The organism is Pararhizobium capsulatum DSM 1112 (genome assembly GCF_030814475.1).
Classification (GTDB): domain Bacteria; phylum Pseudomonadota; class Alphaproteobacteria; order Rhizobiales; family Rhizobiaceae; genus Pararhizobium; species Pararhizobium capsulatum.
Genome location: NZ_JAUSVF010000002.1, coordinates 816,239 through 840,872 on the forward strand (window position 1 = coordinate 816,239; position 24,634 = coordinate 840,872).

Annotated in this window: 21 protein-coding genes; 8 read left to right on the plus strand and 13 right to left on the minus strand. The window is 61.2% G+C overall.

The genetic code is table 11. The annotated features are described in order from the left end of the window. Window positions 1-25: 25 nt before the first annotated feature. From cydC to QO002_RS24165, 8 genes are all read right to left on the minus strand, one after another. The gene (gene cydC / locus QO002_RS24130) at window positions 26-1,714 is read right to left on the minus strand and encodes a thiol reductant ABC exporter subunit CydC (RefSeq protein WP_307234623.1); all 1,689 of its coding nucleotides are present in this window, start codon (window positions 1,712-1,714) and stop codon (window positions 26-28) included. After that, entirely contained in the window at window positions 1,711-3,393 is a 1,683-nt protein-coding gene (cydD, locus tag QO002_RS24135) for a thiol reductant ABC exporter subunit CydD (protein ID WP_307234625.1), read from the minus strand. The genes cydC and cydD overlap by 4 nt, the downstream gene beginning before the upstream one ends. Before the next feature lie 383 nt (window positions 3,394-3,776). Beyond that, window positions 3,777-4,226, minus strand: coding sequence for a c-type cytochrome (locus QO002_RS24140; RefSeq protein WP_307234627.1), 450 nt, complete (start codon window positions 4,224-4,226; stop codon window positions 3,777-3,779). Window position 4,227: 1 nt separating this feature from the next. Next, on the minus strand, window positions 4,228-4,683 hold the full coding sequence (locus QO002_RS24145; RefSeq protein ID WP_307234629.1) for a c-type cytochrome: 456 nt from the start codon (window positions 4,681-4,683) through the stop codon (window positions 4,228-4,230). Further along, a complete protein-coding gene (locus QO002_RS24150) occupies window positions 4,676-5,209 on the minus strand; it encodes a methylamine dehydrogenase light chain (protein WP_307234631.1) in 534 nt (177 codons plus the stop codon). Before QO002_RS24150 ends, QO002_RS24145 begins: the two co-directional genes overlap by 8 nt. 25 nt (window positions 5,210-5,234) lie before the next feature. Then, window positions 5,235-5,834, minus strand: a complete 600-nt coding sequence (locus tag QO002_RS24155) for a redoxin domain-containing protein (RefSeq protein WP_307234634.1) — start codon at window positions 5,832-5,834, stop codon at window positions 5,235-5,237. Between the two features lie 45 nt (window positions 5,835-5,879). Further along, complete coding sequence (locus QO002_RS24160; RefSeq protein WP_307234636.1) at window positions 5,880-6,425, minus strand: MauE/DoxX family redox-associated membrane protein; 546 nt, start codon at window positions 6,423-6,425, stop codon at window positions 5,880-5,882. Continuing rightward, complete coding sequence (locus QO002_RS24165) at window positions 6,422-7,570, minus strand: amine dehydrogenase large subunit (protein ID WP_307234638.1); 1,149 nt, start codon at window positions 7,568-7,570, stop codon at window positions 6,422-6,424. Before QO002_RS24165 ends, QO002_RS24160 begins: the two co-directional genes overlap by 4 nt. A gap of 195 nt (window positions 7,571-7,765) precedes the next feature. Here QO002_RS24165 and QO002_RS24170 point away from each other — a divergent pair, with 195 nt between their 5' ends. The 8 genes from QO002_RS24170 to QO002_RS24205 all read left to right on the plus strand — a co-directional run bounded on the left by QO002_RS24170 (window position 7,766) and on the right by QO002_RS24205 (window position 17,031). Continuing rightward, window positions 7,766-8,695, plus strand: a complete 930-nt coding sequence (locus QO002_RS24170) for a helix-turn-helix domain-containing protein (protein ID WP_307234640.1) — start codon at window positions 7,766-7,768, stop codon at window positions 8,693-8,695. Between the two features lie 314 nt (window positions 8,696-9,009). Next, window positions 9,010-10,164, plus strand: a complete 1,155-nt coding sequence (locus QO002_RS24175) for a PAS domain S-box protein (protein ID WP_307234642.1) — start codon at window positions 9,010-9,012, stop codon at window positions 10,162-10,164. Beyond that, window positions 10,164-11,576 carry a sigma 54-interacting transcriptional regulator gene (locus QO002_RS24180; protein WP_307234644.1) on the plus strand — a complete coding sequence of 471 codons (1,413 nt, stop codon included), beginning with the start codon at window positions 10,164-10,166 and terminating at the stop codon, window positions 11,574-11,576. The genes QO002_RS24175 and QO002_RS24180 overlap by 1 nt, the downstream gene beginning before the upstream one ends. A 28-nt stretch (window positions 11,577-11,604) precedes the next feature. Then, window positions 11,605-12,663: an ABC transporter substrate-binding protein gene (locus tag QO002_RS24185; RefSeq protein ID WP_307234646.1), complete on the plus strand. Its 1,059-nt coding sequence runs from the start codon at window positions 11,605-11,607 to the stop codon at window positions 12,661-12,663. Between the two features lie 81 nt (window positions 12,664-12,744). Next, entirely contained in the window at window positions 12,745-13,839 is a 1,095-nt protein-coding gene (locus tag QO002_RS24190; protein ID WP_307234648.1) for an ABC transporter ATP-binding protein, read from the plus strand. Next, on the plus strand, window positions 13,836-14,705 hold the full coding sequence (locus QO002_RS24195; protein ID WP_307234650.1) for an ABC transporter permease: 870 nt from the start codon (window positions 13,836-13,838) through the stop codon (window positions 14,703-14,705). The genes QO002_RS24190 and QO002_RS24195 overlap by 4 nt, the downstream gene beginning before the upstream one ends. Window positions 14,706-14,715: 10 nt before the next feature. Further along, a complete protein-coding gene (locus QO002_RS24200; protein ID WP_307234652.1) occupies window positions 14,716-15,504 on the plus strand; it encodes an ABC transporter permease in 789 nt (262 codons plus the stop codon). Between the two features lie 21 nt (window positions 15,505-15,525). Further along, entirely contained in the window at window positions 15,526-17,031 is a 1,506-nt protein-coding gene (locus tag QO002_RS24205) for an aldehyde dehydrogenase (RefSeq protein ID WP_307234654.1), read from the plus strand. A 67-nt stretch (window positions 17,032-17,098) separates the two neighbouring features. On the opposite strand, the gene QO002_RS24210 is transcribed toward QO002_RS24205, so the two are convergent. The 5 genes from QO002_RS24210 to QO002_RS24230 form a co-directional block, all read right to left on the minus strand. Then, window positions 17,099-18,469, minus strand: a complete 1,371-nt coding sequence (locus QO002_RS24210) for an alpha-glucosidase/alpha-galactosidase (protein WP_307234656.1) — start codon at window positions 18,467-18,469, stop codon at window positions 17,099-17,101. 17 nt (window positions 18,470-18,486) lie between these two features. Then, the gene (locus QO002_RS24215; protein ID WP_307234658.1) at window positions 18,487-20,157 is read right to left on the minus strand and encodes an ABC transporter ATP-binding protein; all 1,671 of its coding nucleotides are present in this window, start codon (window positions 20,155-20,157) and stop codon (window positions 18,487-18,489) included. Window positions 20,158-20,170: 13 nt separating this feature from the next. Then, the gene (locus QO002_RS24220) at window positions 20,171-21,298 is read right to left on the minus strand and encodes an ABC transporter permease (RefSeq protein ID WP_307234661.1); all 1,128 of its coding nucleotides are present in this window, start codon (window positions 21,296-21,298) and stop codon (window positions 20,171-20,173) included. Beyond that, window positions 21,295-22,308, minus strand: coding sequence for an ABC transporter permease (locus QO002_RS24225; protein ID WP_307234662.1), 1,014 nt, complete (start codon window positions 22,306-22,308; stop codon window positions 21,295-21,297). The genes QO002_RS24220 and QO002_RS24225 overlap by 4 nt, the downstream gene beginning before the upstream one ends. Before the next feature lie 128 nt (window positions 22,309-22,436). Beyond that, complete coding sequence (locus QO002_RS24230; protein WP_307234665.1) at window positions 22,437-24,524, minus strand: ABC transporter substrate-binding protein; 2,088 nt, start codon at window positions 24,522-24,524, stop codon at window positions 22,437-22,439. Window positions 24,525-24,634: the final 110 nt, after the last annotated feature.

The following is a 24,634-nucleotide window of genomic DNA, read 5'->3' on the forward strand; positions in this document are numbered from 1 at the left end:
GGACGGTATACGGATGCGACCGATCTCAATCGGATCGGAGGCGTTCGAGCAGGCGTTGAAATTCGCTTTCTCCCCGGCGGGCAACCGTTGTCATGCGCCCGTTTTCAAGGAGGATTATGCGGTCGGCGATGGCGGCCTCTCGTTGCATATGCGTGGCGATGACCACGGTTATGTCACGCATACCGGCAAGCCGCCCCAGGATGTCGCGGGCAGTTGCCCCATCGACACCCTCGGTTGGCTCGTCGAGCAGCCAGAGCGGTGCACCGTGCAGGATCAGCCTTGCCAGCGAAAGCCGTCGCGCCTGACCGGCGGAAAGTCCTGTACCACCCTCTCCGAGGAGTGTGTCGAGCCCGGCAGGAAGTTCGGCGACATGGACGGCGAGGCCTGCCTGAGACAGCGCATGCCTCAACACATCGTCCCTCGCAGCGGGTGATGCCATGAGCAGGTTGTCGCGCAGGCTGTCCTTGAACAGTTCCGTCCGCTGGGTCATCAGCGCGCTTTGCCAGTTTGAAACCGTTCCCTGCTCAGGCTCGAGTTCTCCTGCAAGAAGCCCAAGCAAGGTCGATTTCCCGGCCCCGCTTGCACCGGTGATGGCGATCCTTTCCCCCGGCTCCAGACGAAACGACACGCCGTTGAGTACAGGCAGCGCTGCTCCGGGATAGCGTGCGGAGACGTTGTCGAGATACAAGGCAGGTGTGCTGCCCCCCTGCCCGGCCTTTGTAGTGGCTGGCTCATGCACGATGTCGGGGGCGATCCTGCGAGCGGCAAACAGGGTGCGACCGAATTCCAGCGCACCTCGCTTGAGGCCCGCGAAAGGCTCGAACCCGGCCATGACGGCAAGCACCGCCAGGGCCGCGACCGGCGCGGTTATGGCGCGGTCTTCAACAAGCTGCCCAACGAACCAGAGCGTTGCCGCAAGCAACAGCGCCGAGACGAGACCAAAAGCCAGCGTTGTTCGCGCCTCGATACGGTTCAGCCTGTCCTCTTCTCGCGCAGCCAGCCCATCGGCGCGCATGATTGCGGCCTGTTGGGCTGCCATTCGTCCGGTCATGAGAAGATCGGTTCGCCCCGATACCAGATCAATCACCTTCGCGCGCAGGACCTCGATCGCCTTCGCGCGCCGCCGCGAGGCGTTCATGGCGCCTCGGGCAGCGAGAAGCGGGATGGACAGGCCGGCGGCAGCGAGCAGGAGGCCAACGCCAAGTCCGAGCAACGGATCGATGAAGGCAAGTGCCAATGCCAGCATCAGTGCCGAAAGCAGCGCGACCGATGCGGGCACGATGATCCTCAGATAAAGCGAATCCAGTGCGTCGATATCCGACGTCAGGCGATGGAGCATCAGGGCGGGCTGCAGGATAAGCCGCTGGGCGGCTCCGGGCACAGCCACACCGCGGAAGACACGCTCCCGCAGGCCAGCCAGCACGCGCAAGGTCGCATCGTGGGTAGCAATCCTCTCGCCGTAACGGCTGGCCGTGCGTGCCAGGGCGAGGAACCGGATGCCGGCGGCAGGGGCAAACACGTCAAAGGCATAGGCGGCAGTGACCGAGAGACCCGCAAGGGCTGTTGCTGTGATGAACCATCCGGAGACCGCAAGCAGCGCCATTCCAGCCAGCACTGTCGAAAGCGCAAGCAGGGCGCCAACCAGAAGCCGGCCGCGATGATCGGCAAGGAAAAGTCGCGCGACGGGTGAGAGGGGAGAAAGCATTCGTCTCATTCCGCGGCCTCCCGTAGAACCGTACCACCGATCACGACGCTCCGGTCCATCTGAGATGCAAGCACGGGATCGTGGGTGGCGACTATCAGGGTACGGTTGCGAGCCAGCCGCTGCAGGCCGGCGATAACCTCGGCTGCCGTCAGGGAATCGAGATGAGCCGTGGGTTCATCCGCGAGAATGATGGAACAGTTTTCATCCGCAGCCGCGCGGGCGATGCCAAGCCGAACGATCTCGCCACCCGAGAGCCCGACGCCGGCTTCTCCAAGGATGCTGTGGCCATGGGCAGCAGCCACCCGTTCAAGACCGGCCACCCTGATGGCCTCGTCAATTGCCCCCCTGGGCAGATCGCGGCCCATGGCGATATTGCTGCGGATCGTACCCGCGAAAACATGGGTCGCCTGACCGATCCAGCCGATGGTGGCGGGTGTTTGGCGACAATGCGGTTTGCCGTCGACAAGGACTTGGCCGCTTTGCGGTGTGAGGAACCCGGCGATCAGTCCGAGCACGGTCGACTTGCCCGATCCGCTCGCTCCGACGAGCGCCAGCTTTTCTCCATGACGCACGGCGATATTCAGAGCATCAAGGATGATGGGACAGTCTGCGGAATAGGCATAGACAACATCTTTGATTACGACGGCATGGCGGCCATCCGCCTTGGCGGGCAAAACCGCCGGGTCGGGCATCCGTTGCGCAGTACCCGCCGGTTTGGCCAAACTCTCCAGCGACATACGCGCAGCAACTCCCGCTGCCTTGTCGTGCCAGACTGCTGAAAGTTCACGCAGCGGCTCGAAGAACGCAGGTGCCAGAAGGAGGATGAAGAGACCCGTGGACAGGTCGAGCGCATCTCCCCATGTCGCAGCGTTGATGGTGCCGAGGAGCGCGAAACCCACATAGACCGCGATCAGCGCGACGCCGAGCGCGGCGAAGAGCTCCAGCACGGCGGAGGACAGAAAGGCGATCCGCAAGACGGCCATCGTGCGGTGCCGCAGGCTGTCTGCATCCCGGCGAAGCCGTTCCGCGGTCATATCCACGGCTTTCAAAGATCGGATCGTCGACAGGCCGCGAAGGCGATCGAGCAGGAAGCCGTTCAGGCTGCCGGTTGCCGCCAGTTGTTTTTCGCTGGCTGCCTGGGCACGCCAGCCGATGAGCGCCATGAACAAGGGAATGAGGGGCGCAGAAATGAGGAGAATGAGAGCCGCCACCCAGGATTGGAAGGCCACGACGGCGAGGAACACCGTCGGAATCGCAACCGCCTTCAGTCGGGCAATATTATAGCGTGCAAGATAGGGTAGCAGCATGTCCGCCTGCTCCCCGAGGATGCTGGCGCACTCCCCGGATGCCTTCTCGCTCGGCGACCGTTCTGACAATCCGGCGGTTGCCGCGGCACGATGCCGACTTAGCTCGGGACGAGCGGCCTTGAAAGAGAGCCGCGTCGCAGCCGCATCCAGAACGGCGCGCAGCGTGCCAAGCGCTGCGACCGCCAGCGAGACCGGAAGAAGATTTTCGGCTTTGCCTTGCGTCGCCAGTTCCCCGACCGTCGAGGCAATCAGCCAGGCCTGAGGCGCCCAAAGCACAGCCGCGACGACGGCGACGATACTGGCCAGGACACCACGATGGTCGCCTTTTTCCTTCGAACCCAGCTGCTGATCGATGCCTTGCCCCGGTAACTCGGCACTCATGGTTGAAGTCACCTCTGCCTTGGTTGAAGGCACGCGCACCGTGCCCCTTCTGCATGGACTTACAGTCTTACGGCGTCGCACAAATTGATACGCATCAATCCCGGCCTACATAGGTACGGATAACGCCAAGGTTGCAAGGGAAAATTCACCGTATCCCGGCGCATAAATGCCGCGGCCTCGGCCCAACCGATTTTTCAGTGAAAGTACCAAGGCTTGATTTGCGCTTAAACGCGGCAAGGCAGCTGGGGGAAGGAAGCGCCATGCGGGAACTCGCAACCAACTCTCCGGGTTCGGAGAAATCAGGAAGAGTGGAAACCGAGGGATTTTCACTTCCGGCAAGCGGTATCAATCCACCTTCGACGTCGGAGATCGCTATCGAGCCCTCACGGCCAGGGATATTCGGCGATTTTCGCGCCCTCTGCCTTTAGGCGAGTTACCAACTGTCGCCGGTAGGCGACGACGTCCGGCACAGGCTTTGCTCGCCGGGTGGTGACTTCCTCAGCCGTAAACGGAGCGACAATGGATGGGTCACCCCAGCTTTTGACGACATAGTTGAGAACGGCGGCGATCTGCGCGTCGCTGAGGCTTGAACCGACGACACCCGGCACATGCATCATATAGGTGCGGCCTTCGTCATCGGCTGCGAATGCATCTATATAGCCCGGAAACTGCGGAATGCCGGCATGCGGTAGGCCCTCGCCCGTCTCGGTGTGACAACCGGCGCAGCGCAGCATGTAGTTGAACCGGGCCGAGTGATCCGAAGCCTGGGCCGACACCGCGACCAGGGCCAGACCACCGCCCAGGAGTGCTGCCAGCCGCGGGCGCCGAGCCATGTCAATGGCCCTCCCGCATGGCACGCAGCTGTTTATGAGCCTGCGGCGCTTTCAGCGCGGCATCGATTGTTGCCGTGTGCGCAAAGCTCCCGAGACCGTTCAAATCCTTGAGCACATAGTTGGCGACGGCCGTCAGCTCCTCGAGGGAGCCTGCCTCGGTCTGCGGCGGCATGACCAGGCCGATATAGTCGATGCCGTTGGCGCTGATCTTGCCGCTCAGGCCGCCGGCAAGCACGCCGGCAATGTAGGTCGGCGCCTTGTCGCCAAGGCGTGACCAGAGTGCCGGATCGACGAGCGGCGGCGCAACACCTTCGGTGCCGACGCCCCCCTCTCCGTGACAGGCTTCGCAAACCGCCACGAACATGTCCTTGCCATGGTCGGCGGCAAGCGCAGGCGCGGGGGAAACAGTGATGAGCGCCATGGCGGCAAGGGCAAACAAGCCATGCCGATCACTCATCCGCAACACCCACCAGGACGGCAACGGTGCAGTGATAGCCCTTGTCGGTATTGGCCATGCACCAGTTGATGTCGTTGTAGAGACCCATGCGATAACCGGGACGCTCGCGCTCCGACGTGAAGCAGAAGGTCGAGCCTGAAACAGAGGCCTTGCCGCAGCAGTCGTTGTATGAAACCAGATAATCCTTGTTGTCGTTCGGGTTGCGGCAGGTGCCGACCCAGGAGACTTTCGACGCCGAAGAACCCGGCGGGCAGGCCGTGGTGGTGCCACCCGACGTATTGCAGAGATTGCCGTCGAGGGCGCAGTAGCGCCAGTAGTCACAGGTGGTTTCGTCCTCGCCCTCTGCGGCGAAGGCAGAGCCGCCGGTCCGGTCGAAGGGCAGCATGGGCAACAGCGCCCCGCCGATCAGCGCCGCACCCGTCTTGGCGAGCACGCTGCGCCGGCCATACTGGCGGGCCGCATGGCGGCTGCCGGCCTCGGTAGCCTTGTCCATCAGGCGAAGAAGGCTTTCAATGAACTGTATCATCGTGTGTCTCCGAAGTTTGAAAATGTCAGGAATGCGCCGGAGCAGGGGCGTGCAGGAAACTCTGGATAGAATCGACACCCATTTCGGCGGCGTTGAACAGGCTTTCGAGCTGCTCGCGGCTATTGATCAGGCCCTTGGACCGGACGATACCTTCGCCGTCGATCAGCACGGCAAATGGCAGGCGCGAGACGCGGTAGGCCATGCCGAGTTCTGCGGAAAGCGCGTAGGGAAATTCCTGCAGCCCGGCCTTTTCGATGAAGGACTTGTGCTTGGCTTCCTCGCCGTCGCTTGCCAGCACGATGTCGAGCCAGCGGCCTTCGCTGCGGCGCATCGACTGCAGCGCCGGCAGCATCTTCTTGCAGATCGGGCAGGTGGTCGACAGGAAGAAGACGAGCGTGCTGCGCTGTCCGCGCGGGCCGATATAGATCGCACCGCCATTAAGGCTGGGCAGCGTGAAATTGAGCGTCGCCTCGCCGATCTTCGGCCCGGAATCATTAACCAGGGCACCGACAGGCGTGACGCGTTCGAACAGCACTCCGATCTGGCGGGCAAGAGCAAAGATGACGCCGATGAGGACCAGAACCAGGGCCCAGAGCACGACGACGGCAAAGATGAGAGCGTTCATGTTTTTATCCGGCAGTTCGTTGTCAGAATGTGCATAGCCGCCCGCCTAGCGCGTCAGGCGGCTATGCCCCGCATTGGCGAGCAATTGCTCGATCACCGCATAAATGAGCCAAGCCATGAGACCGCATCCGAGCGCCACCGCTGCTTCGGCAATACCGAGCGGCCGCTCCGTGACCATGAGCACCATTGCGGCGATCCCGGCGAGAAGCGTGTTGCGCACGAGCAGGGCTGCCGACAGCGGCTGGTCAGGACCGCCACAGCCACACTCGATCCGGGTGCGACCCCGCCCGATGTTGATGGCGATGCCAGCGGCATAGGTTCCAAGCAGAAGGATCGCGAGCGACGCAGCGAACCCCGCCGTCATCGGCAGAACCAGCAGCAGCACGGTTGCGATTTCAGCCGCGATCAGCAGGCGTGCGACGGGCTCAACCAGACCTTCTGGCAGAAGCTGATAGTCCGCGACATAGCCGGTTAAGGTGCTGAAATCGGAGGCCTTGTGCCATGCGGCCCGCAGGAACAGCAGCGCCGTGAAGGTGGTGGCGGATGCCGCCACCATGCCCGGAAATGCGGTCTGGAAGACGCCGTCCATCATTCGCCTGCGTAAACCAGCGCCGCAAACTTGCCGACGCTTTCCACCTTGCCGGAAAGCCTGGCCGCAAACTTCGTCGCAGGATCGATGTCGTAGCGGGTCAGGATGCCTTCGTCGTCATTCAAACCGAAGAGCACCGGTTCCTTGCCCTGCGTCACCGAAATGGACTTCACGCCTTCCACGACCGATCGGTAGAGTACTGTCTTTGTCGAAAGATCAACCGGCCATATTTCATGGGCCGCATCTTTGTGGCTGCCTTCCTTGGCATCGGGATGCATGGCCACGAAAAGTATGTCGTTGGCTGCGTTATAGGTCATCACCTCGATGCCGCCGGGCGCCCAGGCGCCCTCCTTGCCTTCGGTGATCGAAAACTTGTCGACGAGCTTTGCCGGACCATCCTTGTCGGCGACCGTATAGACGTTGCCTTTGAAGGACAGGAAGACGAGATTTTCACCGGCGCGTTCGCTAATCGCATAGAGCGCATCGGTGTCGCTGTCGAAAATCTTCTCGCTCTTTTCGGGGGCGCCGAAGCTGCCATCCGCCTTGACCGTGAAGGTCTGCATTGTGCCATCACCGCAGAGCGTGGTGAACCGCAGGCCTGATGTTGCCGGATGGACCGACCAGCAGCCCGGCGTCGGCACTTCCGCGATCGGCTTTCCGGCCGCCAGATCGACGACGGTGACCGACGTCGCGGGCGTGGCATTCTGCACGAAGGCATATTTCTCATCCGCCGAAAGCTGCAGCAGGCTCTTCTGCGGAGCCACCTGGGCCATCTTTTCGGAGATGATGATCTCGCGCTTGGCCGACATCGTATCGACGTCAAACTCCTGCAGAACCGCTTCCGTCGGGCCGGACGTGATACGCTTGGCATAGGCGGATGCCGTGTAGGCTGTCTTCCGGTCCTTGGTCAGGATAAACTGGGTGACAAGGCCGACACTGAGGATGCCCTTGCGGTCCAGTTCCTTCGCCCCGACCACATTGATGCGGCTCGCGCCGTCCCAGCTCTGGTCGACCGCAAACACGTTCGGACCCGGCTTGATCTTCTCAAGGACCGTAACCTTTTCTGGCACGAACTGCTCTTCGGCAAGAGCCTGGCCGGCAGCCATTATGCCGACCATAGCGGTCAGGCCCAGACTGAGAAAGCGCATGGTATCGTCTCCATTCGATTGCATTTTGTGCGAAGCTAGAGTCGGTCGACTGGAGAATCTATCCACCCTTCGAAAAGCATTTTGCTTATTATTTGAGCACGAGCGCCGTTGCCCATATATCGCTCATTTTTCTCTGGACAGATCCCCTCGGATGATGATTTGTGAACGCTAAAACATAGATCAGGATCCCATCGCATGTTCAGCCAGCGGTCCTATGAGGACGCGTCAGACCAGGAAAACGCCCTTCCGGGCTGGCAGCAGCAGTATCTGCAGCTGTCTCAAGGCTCCTATGCCGGCGAGGTCGCCCTGCTGGAACTGAACGGCGTGACAATCATCCGTGAGCGGGTGAATGTGGCGCTCGAACAGTTCTATTCCGCCCCTGACGATTCGCTGATCTTCTACGGCCACGCCCCGGCATCCGGCGGTTTTTACGTCAACGGCAACCTGCATGGCGGCAGCACGCTCGGCTTCGGCTGTCGATGGTCGGAACGATTGGCTGTGAGCCAGTGCATGAGCGACATGGTGATGGTCGTTCTCGATCTCGCGTCGCTCGGCATCCGTCAGCAACCGCCGGTCGGGGTGTTTTCCGGCCGGTCAGCCAATCAGGCGCAGGGTCTCTACGATTGGCTCGAAACGTTGCTTGATCTCCACGCCCGCGACCACGGCGCGGTCGCCGGACAGACGGAGGACCTGCTCGCTGATATGATCAAGGATCGGATGACCCTCCTGCTTGAACACGGAGATCTTGCACAGCCGGAAATTCGACATCCGTCCGATCTCAAGGACTATCGCCTGCTTGTCGACTGGCTCGAAAGCCACCCGCAGGAGCCGGTGACCGTGACCGAACTCTCAGCGGCGCTCAAGCTGCCGGCGGCCCGGCTGCGCAGCGCGTGCCAGACCTTCACCGGTTACCGGCTGGATGACATCCTGCTGATCCGCCGTCTCAACCACGCCCGCCGCGACCTTATCGCCGCCCGCGACCGTCCGCGAAAAGTCTCTGACGTCGCGCTGGACTGGGGCTTCTTCCATTGGGGTCGCTTTGCCGCCCGCTATCGCCAGCACTTCGGCGAGACACCCTCTGAAACCGTGCGAAACTTTGGCAGGCAGACGCTGACTTTCGCCTGACAATCCTGCCGGCAGCAACTACCTCTCGGATTTCACCATCACGGATCCCTCCTTCATCGCATTGAGGGTCGGAAGCGTTGCACACGGTAATGTTTCCATTACCGACAACATCTTTTTCCTAAAAATAATCGTCAGGTATGCGCAATACCGCAGCGATACGCTGCGATTTCGCATACGATTTTCTTGAATTGTCTTTTTTCGTTTCACCATTCGGGTTTCCGGATTGCGAAAACCATCCCTTGTGGCTGGATTGCTGCGTTACTGCAGCCAGCCGCTGTGGGAAGGACGCGATCCTTCAACAGCAGGATCAGACAATGAAGAAACCGACGCTGTCCACCGCCGAGCTCGACACCCTCATGATCGATTGGATCGATGGGGATGGGCACATCTTCGCGATCAATGACTTCGAGGCTCGCGAGCTGGGGATCGAAGCCACCGGCAGTCTGGCGCTGGAGCGCATCTACAGCAGCACCTCGGCACAATTGCTGAAAGCGATCGCGCGAGGCGAGCAGACAGCCGAGACAAGCTTTCCGGTGTGGATAAATTCACCGCGCTACAGCGAAATCCCGATGGTCGCGAGCGTCGTCCGCGACGCGACGTGGGGTCTCGCTGTGATCAAACAGGCCCTTTCCCCTGATGTCCTGGGTATCGGCCCGGAACTCGTCGAACGTGTCGAAATCCTGTCACAGATGATTGGTGCCGCCACCGAAGCCTGCTGGTGCATCGAGTTTCTGGAGCCGGTGGATACCTCGCTTGCAGAAGAGGAAATCGTCAGCCGGATCTTTTCCAACCAAAGCCGCTGGCGGGCCTGCAACGAGGCGATGGCGCGGCTCTACCGCGTGCCGGAAGGCCTCGATTTCAACACCCAGCCGGTCGCGCGATATTTTCCGGATACCGACATCAACCGCCAGATGATCCGCGATCTCGTTCGCTCGAACTACCGGCTCGATCATGCCGCCGCCGTCGACCGCCGGCATGATGGCAGCGAGATTATGGTGGAGAACGATTTTCGGGCTGCGATCAAGGACGGACTTCTCATCCGCCTCTGGGGCACGACACGCGACATCGGCCCTTACAAACAGCGCGAGCAGCAGCTCTCGGACCGCGCCGACACGATGCTCGACATTCTCAGTGCAACGCCCGATCCAATTCTGGTGATTTCGGAAGAGGGTATGGTGCTTGCCGCCAATCCGGCAACCGAAGCCGCCTGGGGACGCAGTGCCGAACAGATCCTCGGCCGTTCGATCCAACACTTCATTGAGACACGGAATGCCGCCGACAAGCTCAGGCACATCGCACTCGAGGACGATGACGGCGAACTGGATCTCGGCATGATCTCGCTCGACGACAGCCGCGATGTCTGGCGCTTCCGCTCCGCCCTGATGGAGGGCGAGACCCGGCGCTATGTGCTCACTGCCCGACGCAAGACAAAACGACGAACGCGCCGTCTCGCAGAGGAGGCCGTGTGATGAAGTTCTACGCCAACGACGTCACCAGTCTCTCCCATCGCCGCCTGCGTCCCGGCTTCATCGATGATCCGCAGTTTGGCACATTCCTCGAAGCGCTGCCGGATGGTGCAGCCCTGATCGAAGCTGATGGTCGTATCAAGCTGGTCAATGGCAAGCTCGAACTGCTGCTCAACCTCGCCCGCGGCGATCTGGTCGGTTCCGAACTTGCCAAGCATGCCAAGACCGCCGGTCCGGTGATCCAGAAACTTTCGACAGCCCTGCATCAATTGAAGCGTGTCGAAGTCTCGGGAACGCTGAACTCCCAGCGCAGTGTTGTTGCCAACCTTAGCATCCTGCGCACCGCCGATGGCGGCGCCTATGGGGCACTGCTCACCATGCGCGAGGCCAGCCGCCAGTCGCGCAACGAAGGCTCGGAAAACTTCCGCTTTGACGCCGAGACCGGTAGCGTGACGAGGACAAGCTTCGTCAGGACACCGGAGATCGACGCAATCGTCAAGCAGGCGGAAACCGCGCTCGATCGCGGCGCGAGCGTGCTGCTGACCGGCGAGACAGGAACCGGAAAGAGTGAAGTCGCCCGGTTGATTGGCAGCGGCAGCGAGGCGGGGGCTGCACCCTTCGTGCATGTTCGCTGCGGCCTTTTGTCGGATGCCCAGTTCGATGCGGAGATGTTCGGGATCGAACCCGGCTCGGCCATGGATACCTCGACCCGCGGCAAGCTCGGTTATGTCGAGGCGGCCGATGGCGGTATTCTCTTCCTCGATCAAATCACCGATCTCTCGATTGCCGCCCAGTCCAAGCTGGTAGCCTTCCTCGAAACCCAGACCTTCAGCCGGCTGGGGTCGGCCCAGCGTAGGCAGGCCCGTATCAGGATCATCGCCGCCACCAACGAGAACCTCACCGATCTCGTCGCGGCCGGTGCTTTTCGAAGCGACCTCTACTACCGCATTGCCGTCATGCCGTTCGAATTGCCGCCCTTGAGAGAGCAGGCGGGCATGATCGATGCCCTGATTGAGCATCATCTGCGCAGCCTCAATCTCGGCCGCAAACCCCAACTGCGACTGTCCGCCGAGTTTCTCGCCAAGCTGCACGCCCATTCCTATCCGGGCAACATCAGGGAACTGGCCAATATCCTGGAGCGGGTCGCCGCCGTTGCCGACGATGTGGGACGTGCCGAGCATTTCATCGCACCAATGTCTGCTCTGGAAACACGCTCATCCGTGGCACTGCCTGTTGGGCCGACTACGCCCGAGTCTCTGGAGGCTTCGGCGACACCCTTCAAGGATCTGGTCCAGGAGTTCGAGACCTGGGTTCTGGAAAAATCCATCGCAGAAAATGGAAGCAAGCGAAGTGCCGCAAAGGCGCTCGGGATCGATATCGCCACCCTCGTCAGGAAGACGAAACGAAAACGATAGACTTCAAAACCACCAAAGGGGAATAAGAATGAGAAAACTCAGCGCATTCACCATCCTTACTATAACCACCGCAAGCCTTCTATCGCAGGCATATGCTGCCTCCGCAGCCGAGCTGAACATCCTCACCTGGGAGGGATATACGGCCGAGAAATTCATCTCGAAGTTCGAAGCCGCTTCGAGCTGCAAGGTAACGGCCTCATATGTCGGCTCGAACGACGATTTCGCCGCCAAGCTTGCCGCCGGCGGCGGTGTCTATGACATTATCACCCCCTCGCTCGATACCGTGCCGATGATGCGGCTTGCAGGCTTCGTCCAGCCGATCGACACGGGAAAGGTCGAGGGTCATGGCGATCTCTACCCGGAATTTTCCAAGTCGGGCGATGTGGTGGCGGACGGCGAAACCTGGGCCGTTCCGCTGGTCTGGGGCTCGGTTTCACTGATCTATCGCCCGGACAAGTTTGCAACCACGCCGGATTCGATCGGCGTCCTGTTCGACCCGGCCAACAAGGGCAAGGTTTCGATGTGGGACGACAAGTCCGCGATCTATTGGACCGCCCGCTATCTCGGTTATGACAACGTCTTCGACCTGACCGACGAACAGCTGGAAGCGGTCAAGGCCAAGCTCATCGAGCAGAAGCCGCTGGTGCGCAAATACTGGGCCTCGGCCGGCGAACTTACGGAACTGATGGCCAACCAGGAGGTCTTCATCTCCAACGCCTGGACAGGCCTCACCAGCAAGGACGTCAACAACCTGAAGAAGGGTTTCGAGGTCGTCGAATTCACTCCGAAGGAAAAGGCCGAGGGCTGGATGGATTCGATGATGCTGGTGAAAGATACCCCGAACGAGGACTGCGCCTACAAATTCATGTCCTTCATGAACTCGGCGGACGGTCAGTGTGGCATTGCCGAATCCACCGGCTACTTCCCGGTCAATCCGAAAGCCGTCGCCGGCTGCATGGACGACCAGATGAAGAAGGATCGGCAGGTCGATAACGTCGAGTTCGTGAAGAGCCTCGTGATGTGGCAGCAGCCCAAGCGCCTCGACAAGTATCTGGAAGTCTGGAACGCCGTGAAGGCCGCTCCCTGATCCCTTTCCAATGGAGATGCCCCCGCCTTGCGCGCGGGGCGTCTCCCACAAAACGACAGCCAAGAAGTTCGTGGGGAACGTATGACTTCCAACCCGATCGTGGCGCTTTCCGGCGTCACCAAGACCTATGGGATTTTCACGGCGCTGCACGCCATCGACCTCGATATCGCCGAGGGTGAATTCGTCACACTGCTCGGCCCGTCCGGCTGCGGCAAGACGACGACGCTGCGGCTGATCGGCGGTTTCGAGCAGGCAAGTACCGGCCGGGTCGCCATCGACGGCAAGGATGTCACCCACAGCCCGCCCTACCACCGGCCCGTCAACACCGTGTTTCAGGACTATGCGCTCTTTCCCCATATGAGCGTTGCCGAAAATATCGGTTACGGTCTTAGCGTCAAATCCAACAATGTACCGAAATCAGAGCGGACCGAGCGCGTGGCCGATACGCTTGCCATGGTCGGGCTGGACGGCATGGCGCATCGCCGCCCGGGCGAGCTTTCCGGCGGCCAACGCCAGCGCGTCGCCATGGCCCGCGCCATCGTCAGGCGGCCGCGGGTTCTGCTGCTGGACGAGCCACTCTCGGCCCTCGACGTCAAGCTGCGCGAAGGCATGCAGGTGGAGCTGAAGCGCCTGCACCGGGAACTCGGCATCACCTTCGTCATGGTCACCCATGACCAGACGGAAGCCTTGGCGCTTTCCGACCGGATCGTGGTGATAAACCAGGGTCGCATCGCCCAGATCGGCTCTCCGACAGATCTCTACGACAATCCGGCAAGTCCCTATGTCGCTGACTTCATCGGCGCAACGAACCTCATCGATGCCGAGATTATCGGCCAGGAGAATGGCCTGGCCACCCTTCGCCTTGGCAACGGCATGATCATCCGCGGCACTCGCGGCCCCTCCGCCAAGACGGGCAAGGCGACCATCGGCATACGCCCGGAGCGTTTCCAGACAAACAGTATCGAAGGTCTCAATCCACTCCACTGCACGGTATTGGAAAGCCTGTTTCAGGGCGATCGTCTGCGCGTCGAACTGGCTCTTGATGGGATCACCAAACCGCTCTTTGCCGAGTTGCCGCGCACGGCCTCCGCCTCGCTGGATGTTTATCCCGGCAAAAAAGCCACCTTCTACGTCGATCCGGCCGACATCCTCGTCTTCGAAGGAGACGCCCGATGATGCTGACACGCCGGACATTTCCGGGTTTCGCCGCCCTTTTCTCGTTTCCTCTGGCGTGGGTGTTGCTGCTGCTGATCGTGCCCTATGGGATTATGATTTCGGTCAGCTTCTGGACGCGGCAGTTCCCGCTCTTCTACCCCGACTTCCAGTTCGGCAACTACGCCCTGATCTTCTCCGATCCGCAATATACGACGGTCATCCTGCGGACGCTGAAAATCGCCCTGATCGTCACCGTCTGCGCCCTACTGCTCGGCTATCCACTGGCCTATTTCCTCGTCTTCACCATCCGCTCGGCGGCGCTGCGCAACGCGCTCTACATGCTGGTGATCGTGCCGCTCTGGGTTTCCTACCTGCTGCGCGCCTATACCTGGAAGATCATCCTCGGCACCGATGGCGCCCTGAATTCCCTGCTGGTCTCGACCGGCATCGTCGATGCCCCACTCGATATCTTTCTCTACAACCAGACCGCCATGGTCATCACGCTGGTCTATATCTTCGTGCCCTTCATGGTGATGCCGCTGTTCACGGTCCTGGACAATATTCCTCAGCGCCTGATCGAAGCCTCGGAAGATCTCGGTGTCGGTCCGTTCATGACCTTCTGGAAGGTCATCTTCCCCCTTTCGCTCGGCGGGGTGATCGCGGGTGCGACCATGACCTTCTGCCTCTCTTTCGGCGATTTCGTCGCCCCAGTCCTCGTCGGCGGCCCGGATGGCACGATGGTCGCCAACCTGCTGCAAACGCAGTTCGGCGCGGCCCTCAACTGGCCGCTCGGCTCGGCGCTTGCCACGCTCGTTCTGGCCCTGGTGCTGGTGCTTCTACAGATTTCGACCCGGCTCGACCGGGCCGGCCACATCGATCTGGCGTGAGGAGAGACCCATGCGTTCTCTGAGATGGTGGCAAAAGGGCATGGTTGGCGTCAGCCTCGGCGTGCTCGCCTTCCTCTACCTGCCGATCGTCATGCTGGTGATGTTCTCCTTCAACGACAGCAAGGTCACATCCTTTCCGCTCGCCGGCTTCACGCTGCACTGGTACGAGGCCTTTCTGGCAAACGGCACGATGCTGCGGGCCTTCTGGAACAGCCTCGTCGTCGCCGTCTTTGCCACAGCGCTCAGCGTTGCCATCGGCGTGACCGCGGCTCTGGCGCTCGATCGCTACGAGTTTCCCGGAAAACGCCTTTTCCAGAACGCCATCCTGCTGCCGCTCAGTCTGCCGGGCATCGTCACGGGTATCGCCATGCTGAACTTCTACAAGCAGATCGGCATTCCGCAGAGCCTGACCGCCGTGGTGATCGGCCATGCCACGGCTTTGCTTGGGGTCGTGGTCTCGCAGGTCATGACGCGGCTTGCCAAGATCAACCGTCGCCAGTTCGAAGCCTCGGCGGACCTAGGCGCGACTCCGGTCGAAACCTTTCGCCGGGTGACGCTGCCGTCGATCCGCAGCTCGATCATCGGCTCGGCGTTGCTTTGCTTCACGCTCTCATTCGACGAGATCCCCGTCACCTACTTCCTGACAGGTCGCGAAGTGACCTTGCCGATCTATATCTATTCCACGCTCCGGCGTGGCATCACACCGGAGATCAACGCAATCGGCACCGTGATCGTCGCCGCTTCGTTCATCCTCATCATCCTGTCGGTCACGCTGCTGCGTGAACGCGATCAATCATAGTCCATATAAGGGAGAAAGAGCATGGATGCATCGACCTACACCCACGACTTCTGGCGCGGCAAAGCCTCTGGCCTGAAATTCCGCACTCAGCATTTCATCGACGGCGCTTACGTGCCCTCCGCCGATGGCCGCACCTTCCCGAGCGTTAATCCGGCGACCGGCGAGACCATCATCGACGTCGCCCGCGGTGGTGACGCCGAAATCAATCACGCCGTTGCGGTGGCCCGCAAGGCTTTCAAATCCGGCGCATGGTCGCGCATGGACCCGCGCGCGCGCATGGCCGTGCTTGAAAAGTTCTCGGCCCTTATCGAAGCCAATGCCGAGGAATTTGCCGTGCTGGACAGCCTCGACATGGGCAAGCCGGTGATGGACATGATGAACATCGACATCCCCGGCTCGGTCACCAGCCTGAAGTTCTTTGCCGAAACCATCGACAAGATCGAAGGCGCCGTCACCAACACAGCCGCCAATGCATTGCACTATATCCTGCGCCAGCCGCTCGGCGTCGTCGGCATCATCGTGCCATGGAACTATCCGCTGATGATGGCGGCGTGGAAGCTCGGCCCCGCGCTCGCAACCGGTAACTCCGTCGTGCTGAAACCGGCCGAACAATCGCCATTGTCGGCCAATCTCCTCGCCGAACTCTTCATTGAAGCGGGCGGTCCGGCCGGTGTGCTGAACGTCGTCCATGGTCTTGGCGAGGAAGTCGGCAAGGCGCTGGCGCTGCACAACGACGTCGACAAGATCGCCTTCACCGGCTCGACTGAAGTCGGCAAGCTGCTGATGATCTATGCCGGCCAATCCAACATGAAGCGGGTGACGACCGAATGCGGCGGCAAGACCCCGCAGATCATTCTCGGCGACTATGACGACCTCGATACCGCCGTCACCTATGCCGTCAACGGCATCTATGGCAACCAGGGCGAGGTCTGCAATGCCGGCTCCCGCATCCTCGTCGACAAGCGCATCCATGACGATTTCGTCGAGCGCTTTGCCGCCCGCACGAAGGAAAACTTCGTGCTCGGCGATCCGCTCAACCCGTCCACGACCATCGGTCCGCTTGTCACGTCGTCTCACCAGCAGCGCGTGCTGAGCTATATCGATATCGGCCGCAAGGAAGGCGCCTCGCTCAGGTTCGGCGGCGGCACATTCAGCTCCGCTCCGGCCGGCGCCTATGTCGAGCCGACCCTGTTCACCGGCGTCAACAACACGATGCAAATCGCCCGTGAAGAGATCTTCGGGCCGGTGGCCACCGTCATTCCGGTCAATGGTGTCGAAGATGCAATCGAGATCGCCAACGATTCAATCTACGGCCTCGCCGCCTCGATCTGGACCCGCGATATCTCGAAGGCCCACATTTTCGCCCGCGATATTGAAGCCGGCGTCGTCTGGGTCAACTGCTTCGACCACGGCGACATGACCTCGATCTGGGGCGGCTACAAGCAGACCGGCAACGGCCGCGACAAATGCCTGGAAGCGCTGACCCAATACACACAGACGAAATCCGTCTGGGTCAATCTGGGCTGAGCCCAGATACCTTGGCAATCCGTCCATCACCGAACGTCACCAGACATTCGGTGATGGAGAACATCGATCAGGCAGCCTGGGTCTTCCGAGCGCCCCGTGCCCATTCCGGCAACCATTCACCGTGAGCGGCGAGCAGGTCGTCGGTCAGCGACCAGATCTGGTCGAGATCGAGTTCGGCGGCCGTGTGAGGGTCCATCATCGCGGCGTGGTAGATGTGCTCGCGGTTTTCCGTCATCAGCGCCGCAACCGTCAGTTCCTGCACGTTGATGTTGGTGCGGATGAGGGCTGTCAGTTGCGGGGGCAGGTCGCCGATGAAGGTCGGCTGGATGCCGTTTTCATCGACGAGGCAAGGCACTTCGGCAGCGCAATTGTCCGGCAGCGAGGTGATGCAGCCATTATTGCGCAGATTGCCGTAGATGACCGAGGGTTCGCCGGTCCAGACCGAGTTCATGATCGAGGAGGCGTATTCCTTCGATTGCGAAACCTCGATCTTTTCGGCGGAACGGTAGGCGGCCGCCTGCCCCTTCCAGCGCTCCACCTGCTCGATGCAGCGCTTGGGGTATTCATCGAGCGGAATGCCGAATTTCTCGATCAGGTCCTCGCGGCCTTCCTTGATGAAATAGGGCGTGTATTCGGCGAAATGCTCGGAGCTTTCGGTGACGAAGTAGCCAAGGCGGGTCAGCATCTCGTAGCGCACCTTGTTGGGGCAACGCGGGTTCCATGTCGGCTTCGGCGCCCGGCCTTCGCGGTAGCCGCGCACGAGATCGGGGTAGAGATCGCGGTAGGAGCCGTCCGGCTGGCGATGCTCGAATTTCAGGTAGAAGGCCATGTGGTTGATGCCAGCCGAGCGGTAGCGGATTTCCTCGTAGGGGATATCGAGGTCGTGGGCGAGTTCCATCGCCGTACCCTGGACCGAATGGCAAAGGCCGACCTGCTTGATCTTGGGATATTTTTCCGCGATCGCCCAGGTGTTGATCGCCATCGGGTTGACGTATTGCAGCAGGATCGCCTCCGGGCAGACCTGCATCATGTCCTCGCAGATCCTCCACAGATGCGGCACGGTGCGAAGACCGCGCATGATGCCGCCGACGCCGAGCGTATCGGCGATCGTCTGGCGAAGGCCGTATTTCTTCGGCACTTCGAAATCGGTGACCGTGCAGGGCTCGTAGCCACCGATCTGGAAAGCAACGACGACGAAGTTTGCGCCTTCCAGCGCCTTGCGCTGGTTGGAATGCAGCTCGATCGTCGCCGTGGCACCCAGCGTCGAGATCAGCTTGCGGACGACGACTTCGCTCTCTTCCAGCCGCTGCGGATTGATGTCCATCAGGGCGATTTTTGCGCCCGACAGCGCCGGGCGCTGCAGCACGTCGCCGATGATGTTGTTCATAAACACGGTCGAGCCCGCGCCGATAAAGGTAATCTTGGGTTGTCTGGTCATGGGATATGCCTCTTGGATTATGCAGCTACTTCGAAGGCGGCGCGGACGAGCCGTTCGGTGTAGGCGGTCTTGGGATGGGTAAGGACGTCTTCGACGGGGCCTTCTTCAACGATCTTGCCGTGCTGCATCACCACCACCCGGTGGCAGAGCGCGCGCACGACCTTCAGATCGTGGGAGATGAAGAGGTAGCTCAGTCCTTTTTCGTCCTGCAGCTTGCGCAGCAGTTCGATGATCTGGGCCTGTACGGAGAGATCGAGCGCCGAAGTCGGCTCGTCGAGCAGGATGAACTCGGGCTCCAGTGCGACGGCGCGGGCGATGGCGATGCGCTGGCGCTGACCGCCGGAGAACTCATGTGGGAAGCGCGACAGGATATTGGTCGGCAGCCCGGCGCTGGCCAGCGCCTCGCGGACCCGGTCGAGCCGCTCGTTTCGGTTCGCACCGAGCTTGTTGACGATCAGCCCCTCCTCGATGATCTGGCCGACCGACATGCGCGGATTGAGCGACGAGAACGGGTCCTGGAAGACGATCTGCATGCGTGAGCGCAATGGCCGCATCTCTTCGCGGGTCTTCTTCTCGATCGACTGGCCATCGAACAGGATCTCGCCGCCATCGGCGCGCAGAAGCTTGACCAGCGCCTGCCCGAACGTCGTCTTGCCGGAGCCGGATTCGCCGACGAGGCCGAGCGTTTCATGACGATGCAGCTTAATCGACAGGCTGTCGACCGCCACCAGCTCCTTCAGCTGCGGCTTGAAGAAGCCGCCATGCTTGAGCATGAACGACACCTTGACATCGCGGCCTTCGAGAATGGCCGCAGAGTCCACCGGCATGGGATTGGCGATCCCTTTGGGTTCGGACGACAGCAGGTGGCGCGTATAGGCATGCTGCGGATTGGTAAACAGCGCCGACGTCGTGTTGTGCTCCTTTACCTCGCCGTTCTGCATCACATAGACGTAATCGGAGAATTGCCGCACCACCGTCAGGTCATGGGTGATCAGGATCACCGCCATGCCCAACGTCTTCTGCAGATCGCGGATCAGGTTGAGGATCTGCGCCTGCACGGTCACATCGAGCGCCGTCGTCGGCTCATCGGCGATCAGTACATCGGGGCTGTTGGCGAGCGCCATGGCGATCATGATGCGCTGGCGCTGGCCGCCGGAAAGCTGGTGCGGATACTGGTTGAGACGGGCTTCGGGGTCGGGAATCTGCACCTGACGCAGAAGCTCCAGAGTGCGCTGCGTCGCCTGCGCGCGGCTCATCTTCTGGTGCACACGGATCGCCTCGATGATCTGGGCACCGATCGTATAGACCGGGTTCAGCGAGCTCATCGGCTCCTGAAAGATCATCGAGATCCGGTTGCCGCGCAGCGCCCTGCGCTGGCGGTCGGAGAACTTCAGTACGTTCTTGCCGTCATATTCGATGGTGGACCGATCAGCCACCTTGGCACGCTTGGTGAGCAGGCCCATGACGGTGCGGGCCGTCACCGATTTTCCCGAACCGGATTCGCCGACCACGGCAATCGTCTCGCCGCGATAGAGCTGGAAGGAAACGTCCTTGACCGCATCCACAATGCCGTTCTCCACCTTGAAGGTCACGGCGACGTTGCGGGCGTCGATGATCGGCTTGCCGATGGCGGCGGCGTGGTCGTGCCGCTGCTGGGGGGCGAGTGTATTCAATTCCGGGAGCGCCATGGGTGCCTCCTCCTCAATAGGGATCGACAGCATCGCGCAGACCGTCGCCCAGCGCATTGAACGCAAAGACGGTGATCAGCACGAAGGCGACGGGGGACAGGATCCACGGATAGGACCCGATGACGGAATAGGTGGCGGTATCCTGCAGCATCAGCCCCCACGACATCAGCGGCGGCTTTACCGCAAAGCCGAGGAAACCGAGGAAGGATTCGAGCAGCACGACGTTCGGGATCGCCAGCGTCACTGCGACGATGACGTGGCTCATGACATTGGGGAAGATATGCTGGAAGATGATGCGCCGGTCGGTCGCCCCGATCGCCATCGCCGCCCGGACATAATCGATGCGGGCGAGCGCCAGCGTCTTGCCGCGCACCTCGCGTGACATCTGCGCCCAGCCGAGCGCCGACATCACGAAGATGACGAAGGCGAGGAACACATTGGTCGGGGCCGTCACCGGGATCAGCGAGGTCAGCGCCAGATAGAGCGGCAGTTGCGGGAAGGCGAGCACCAGCTCGACGAAGCGCTGCATCCAGACATCGAAACGGCCGCCGAAATAACCGGAGACCATGCCAACTGTCGTGCCGACGACAGTGACGATGAACACCACCGTCAATGCGATCGTCAGCGACACGCGTGAGCCGTAGAAGATTCGCGAGAGCACATCGCGGCCGAACTTGTCGGTACCGAGGAAGTTGACGGGCGTGCCATCGGTGGCGCCGAAGAAATGCCGCTCCGTGGGCACGAGGCCGAGCAGCTTGTACTTGAAGCCCTTCACGAAGAAGCCAAGCTCCAGCGGATTGGCATAGTCCGGCCCGACGATCGGCTGGAAGGTGATTGGGTCGAGCTCGGTGCCCTCGCCGACCTTGTAGGTGCGCGGCCAGACAAGACTGCCGTCCTGATCGGTGATGCTGATCGTCTGCGGCGGCGCAAAGGCGACACCCGTCAGCTTCGGATCGACTGGAGAGAAGAACTCCGCAAAGATCGTCATCAGCATCAGGAGGCAGACGAGCACGAGGCCCATCATGCCGGTCCAGGAATGCTTCAGCCGGCGCCAGACCAGCGCCATATAGGTTTCGTTGTGATGCTGGTCGGGCGGCACCGGCACGGAGAGCGTGATGGTCTGCGCGGATTCGAACTTCATGCGTGCGCTCCTCCGCCAAGCCGGACACGCGGATCGAGCATCGCCAGCAGCATGTCGGCGATGATGTTGCCGACGATCAGGGTTGCCGACAACACCAGCATGAAGGTGGCGGTGACATAGACGTCACCCACCCACATGGAGCCAACGATGGCCGGGCCGACTGTCGGCAACGCGAAGATGATCGCGGTCTCGATCTCGCCGGTCAGCATGTAGGGCAGCACGACGCCCTGATACATCACGAGCGGATGCAGGGCGTTGGGCACCGCGTGACGCAGGATGACCTTGCTTTCGGACAGGCCCTTGGCCCGCGCCGTCTCGACATATTGCGCGTTCAGCGTATCGAGCAGATTGCCGCGCATCACCCGCATATTGTAGGCGAGACCGCCGAAGGTGGCGATGGCAATAACCGGCCAGACGTGTTTCAGGAGATCGACGAACTTGTCCCAGGACCAGGGCGCGCCGCCATATTTGGCGGAGTGGAAGCTGTTGATCTCGGTCACGTTGAAATGGAAGACGAGGATATAGACGATGATCAGCGCCATGAGAAAGCGCGGCACCGTCATGCCCAGAAACGAGATGCCCGACAGCAGGCTATCGACCCAGGAATATTGCCTGGTAGCGGCCAGAATGCCGAAGGTGATGCCGATGATCGATGCGAGGATGTGGCAGACCAGCGCCAGCGCCAGCGTCCGGGGCAGGCGTTCGCCGACCACTTCCGACACGGGCTTGTTGTAGAAAAGGCTGTGGCCGAAATCGCCGCGTGTCAGGATGCCGGTGATCCAGTTGACGTATTGCACCGGTAGCGGCTTATCGAGGCCGTTGGCAATCTTGTAGGCATTGGCCTGGGCGTCGGCTTCATCGAAGGATGCGCCACCCTGGTTGATGAGCTGCGAGCGGATGTAGTCGCTATAATCTCCCGGCGGCGCCTGGATGATCGCGAAGGTGACGACGCTCAAGACGAAGAGCACGGGGATTGCGGATGCGATGCGCACAAGCAGAAATCGGAACATGGCTGTTAGGTTCTCTTGTGTGTTGAAGCGTGTCGCGGTCCATCAGGATCGTTTTCACGCTTCAGTCCTATCTTCTGGGTCTCGCCCCGGCCGCGGTGGTCTGCAGCCGAGGCGGTCTCTGGGAGAGATCAGTTGATCGGGCCGCCTTCGCCCGGCTTGCCCGGAAGCTGCTGCGGGAACAGCTCGTAGTCGCCTTGCTTGTCGGCAGCCACGAAGACCCGTTCGCGGATGATCGTATCCTCGGCCCAGTTGAACATCATGATCGGCGCGCCGGTCGGGATGTTCGAGAACCGCTTGTTGATGATCAGCGCACCCGGATATTCGGTGAGACCAATGGAGTCGATGTGGGTGGTGGCCACCCTCTGATAGTCCTTCATCAGCTGCGCCCGCTCGTCATTGTCCTGGCTGCCGATGAACTTGTTGACGATATCGACAAGCTCCTGCTCGAAGGGCATCAGGTCAAGCTTTCCGCTTTCCGGCACGCGGTGGTGCCAGCTGGTGCGCGGACCCGTCGCAGCAAGCTGCGGCGTGTTCTGCACTACGGATGCCAGCTCCGCACCGTTGCGAAGAACGAGCCAGTCGAAGCGGCCGGCATAGTTGGTCGCATCACGCTGCTTGCCATCCAGCGAATTGAGCACGACCCGGATACCAAGCTGCTCCATCTGACCGACGACACCTTCTGCAAGGTTCTTATCGGTGTTGTAGTCCGACGAAACCAGCAGCACGATCTCGACATCCTTGCCACCCAGCTTGTCGGCCGGATAGTTGACGAAGCCGTTGCCATCCGTGTCCTTCAGGCCGACCTTTTCAAGTAGTGCCTTCGCACCGTCCAGATCGTAGGGATAGTAGACCGTCGACTGGCGATCATAGAAGCTCGTGCCAGAGGACAGGCCGCCCGGATAAATCGCGGTGAAAGGTCCCTTGACGAGGGATTCGCCGAGCTTCTTGCGATCGAGCGCCATGGTGACGGCCTTGCGGAAGTCCTCATTGCGGTTGAGTTCGCGCACAGCCTGCGCCCGTTCGTCGGGTTCGCCCCAGCCATTGCCGGAGAAGTTCATGCGCAGATTGTAGCCGATCAGGCGGGCGCCGAAGGCGAGACGGGCCGGTGCTGCTTCATCCGCCGCACGCTTCAGGGATTCCACGAAATTTTCCGGCTGCTCGAGGTTCGAGAAGTCACCGGAACCGGCAATTGCCTGCACGTCGCGGTCGGCCCAAGTCGAGAGCTTGTAGTGCATCTCGTTCAGGTAGGGCAGCTGGTTGCCGGCTTCGTCAACCTTCCAGTAGTAAGGGTTGCGGCGCAGGACGATGATATCGTCGGAGCGATACTCGACCGGCACCCAGGCGCCCATGACCGGCATGTTCAGATACTCCGGCGGGAAGCCGTTCTTGTACTGATCGTAGGTCATGTCCTTGTTGTATTTGGGATGCTTGGTCTTCAGGATATGCGCCGGACCGGGGCAGAAGGTGCCATAGGCCATCGAATAGAGATACTGGCGCGGGAAGGCTTCCTTGAAGGTCCACTCGACCGTGTTGGCATCGATTGCCTTCAGCGTCGTGCCCTCGCCGAAGGTTTCCGGTGTTGCGCCATTGAGCGGCGAGACGTTCGGGTCGACGACGTTGTCATCCCAGTAGAACATCACGTCTTCCGACGAGAAGGGAACGCCATCAGACCATTTTGCGCCTTCGATCAGGTGCATGGTCAGCTTGTGGCCGTCCTCGGACCAGTCCCAGCTTTTTGCCAGGTTCGGCAGCGGCTCGACGTCCTTCGCCTCGACCTGGTAAAGCGGCGCGGTGCGCGTCAGGCATTCGAACATTTCGATGTCGATGCCGCCCCAGCCTTGGGTCTGGCCGGCGGAATAGTTCCAGCCTTCCGGGCGGCCGCCGACGACGTGGCGCATCGTGTCGCCATAGACGCCGATACCATCCGGCATGTTGCCGGTCTTGAAGACCATCGGCTCCTTCGGCAGGCGCTCGGCCACCGGCGGCAGCTTGCCGGTCTTGACGAATTTCTCGCTGACCCAATCCGGCTCGTGATACGCGGGCAGCGCCTTGTATTCGAGGATGGAATCGCGCGGGACATAGGTGATCTTGCCCTGCGCGGGAAATGGCGGTTGCTCGGGTACAACCGTTGGCTCGGAAGCCCAGGCGTGTACGGCAAAAGCCGAGACGCCAAGCAAAAGCCCGGCTCTCAGCGTCATGTTGCGAATGGATGTCATCGTTCCTCTCTCCCTTATGTTTCACGCCGGCGGACCGGCTTGCTCCTCAGCATTTCAGTCCGGAGGAAAGGCGCGCGGCTCTCCTTTGCCACTCCCCTTCTCCGTCATTC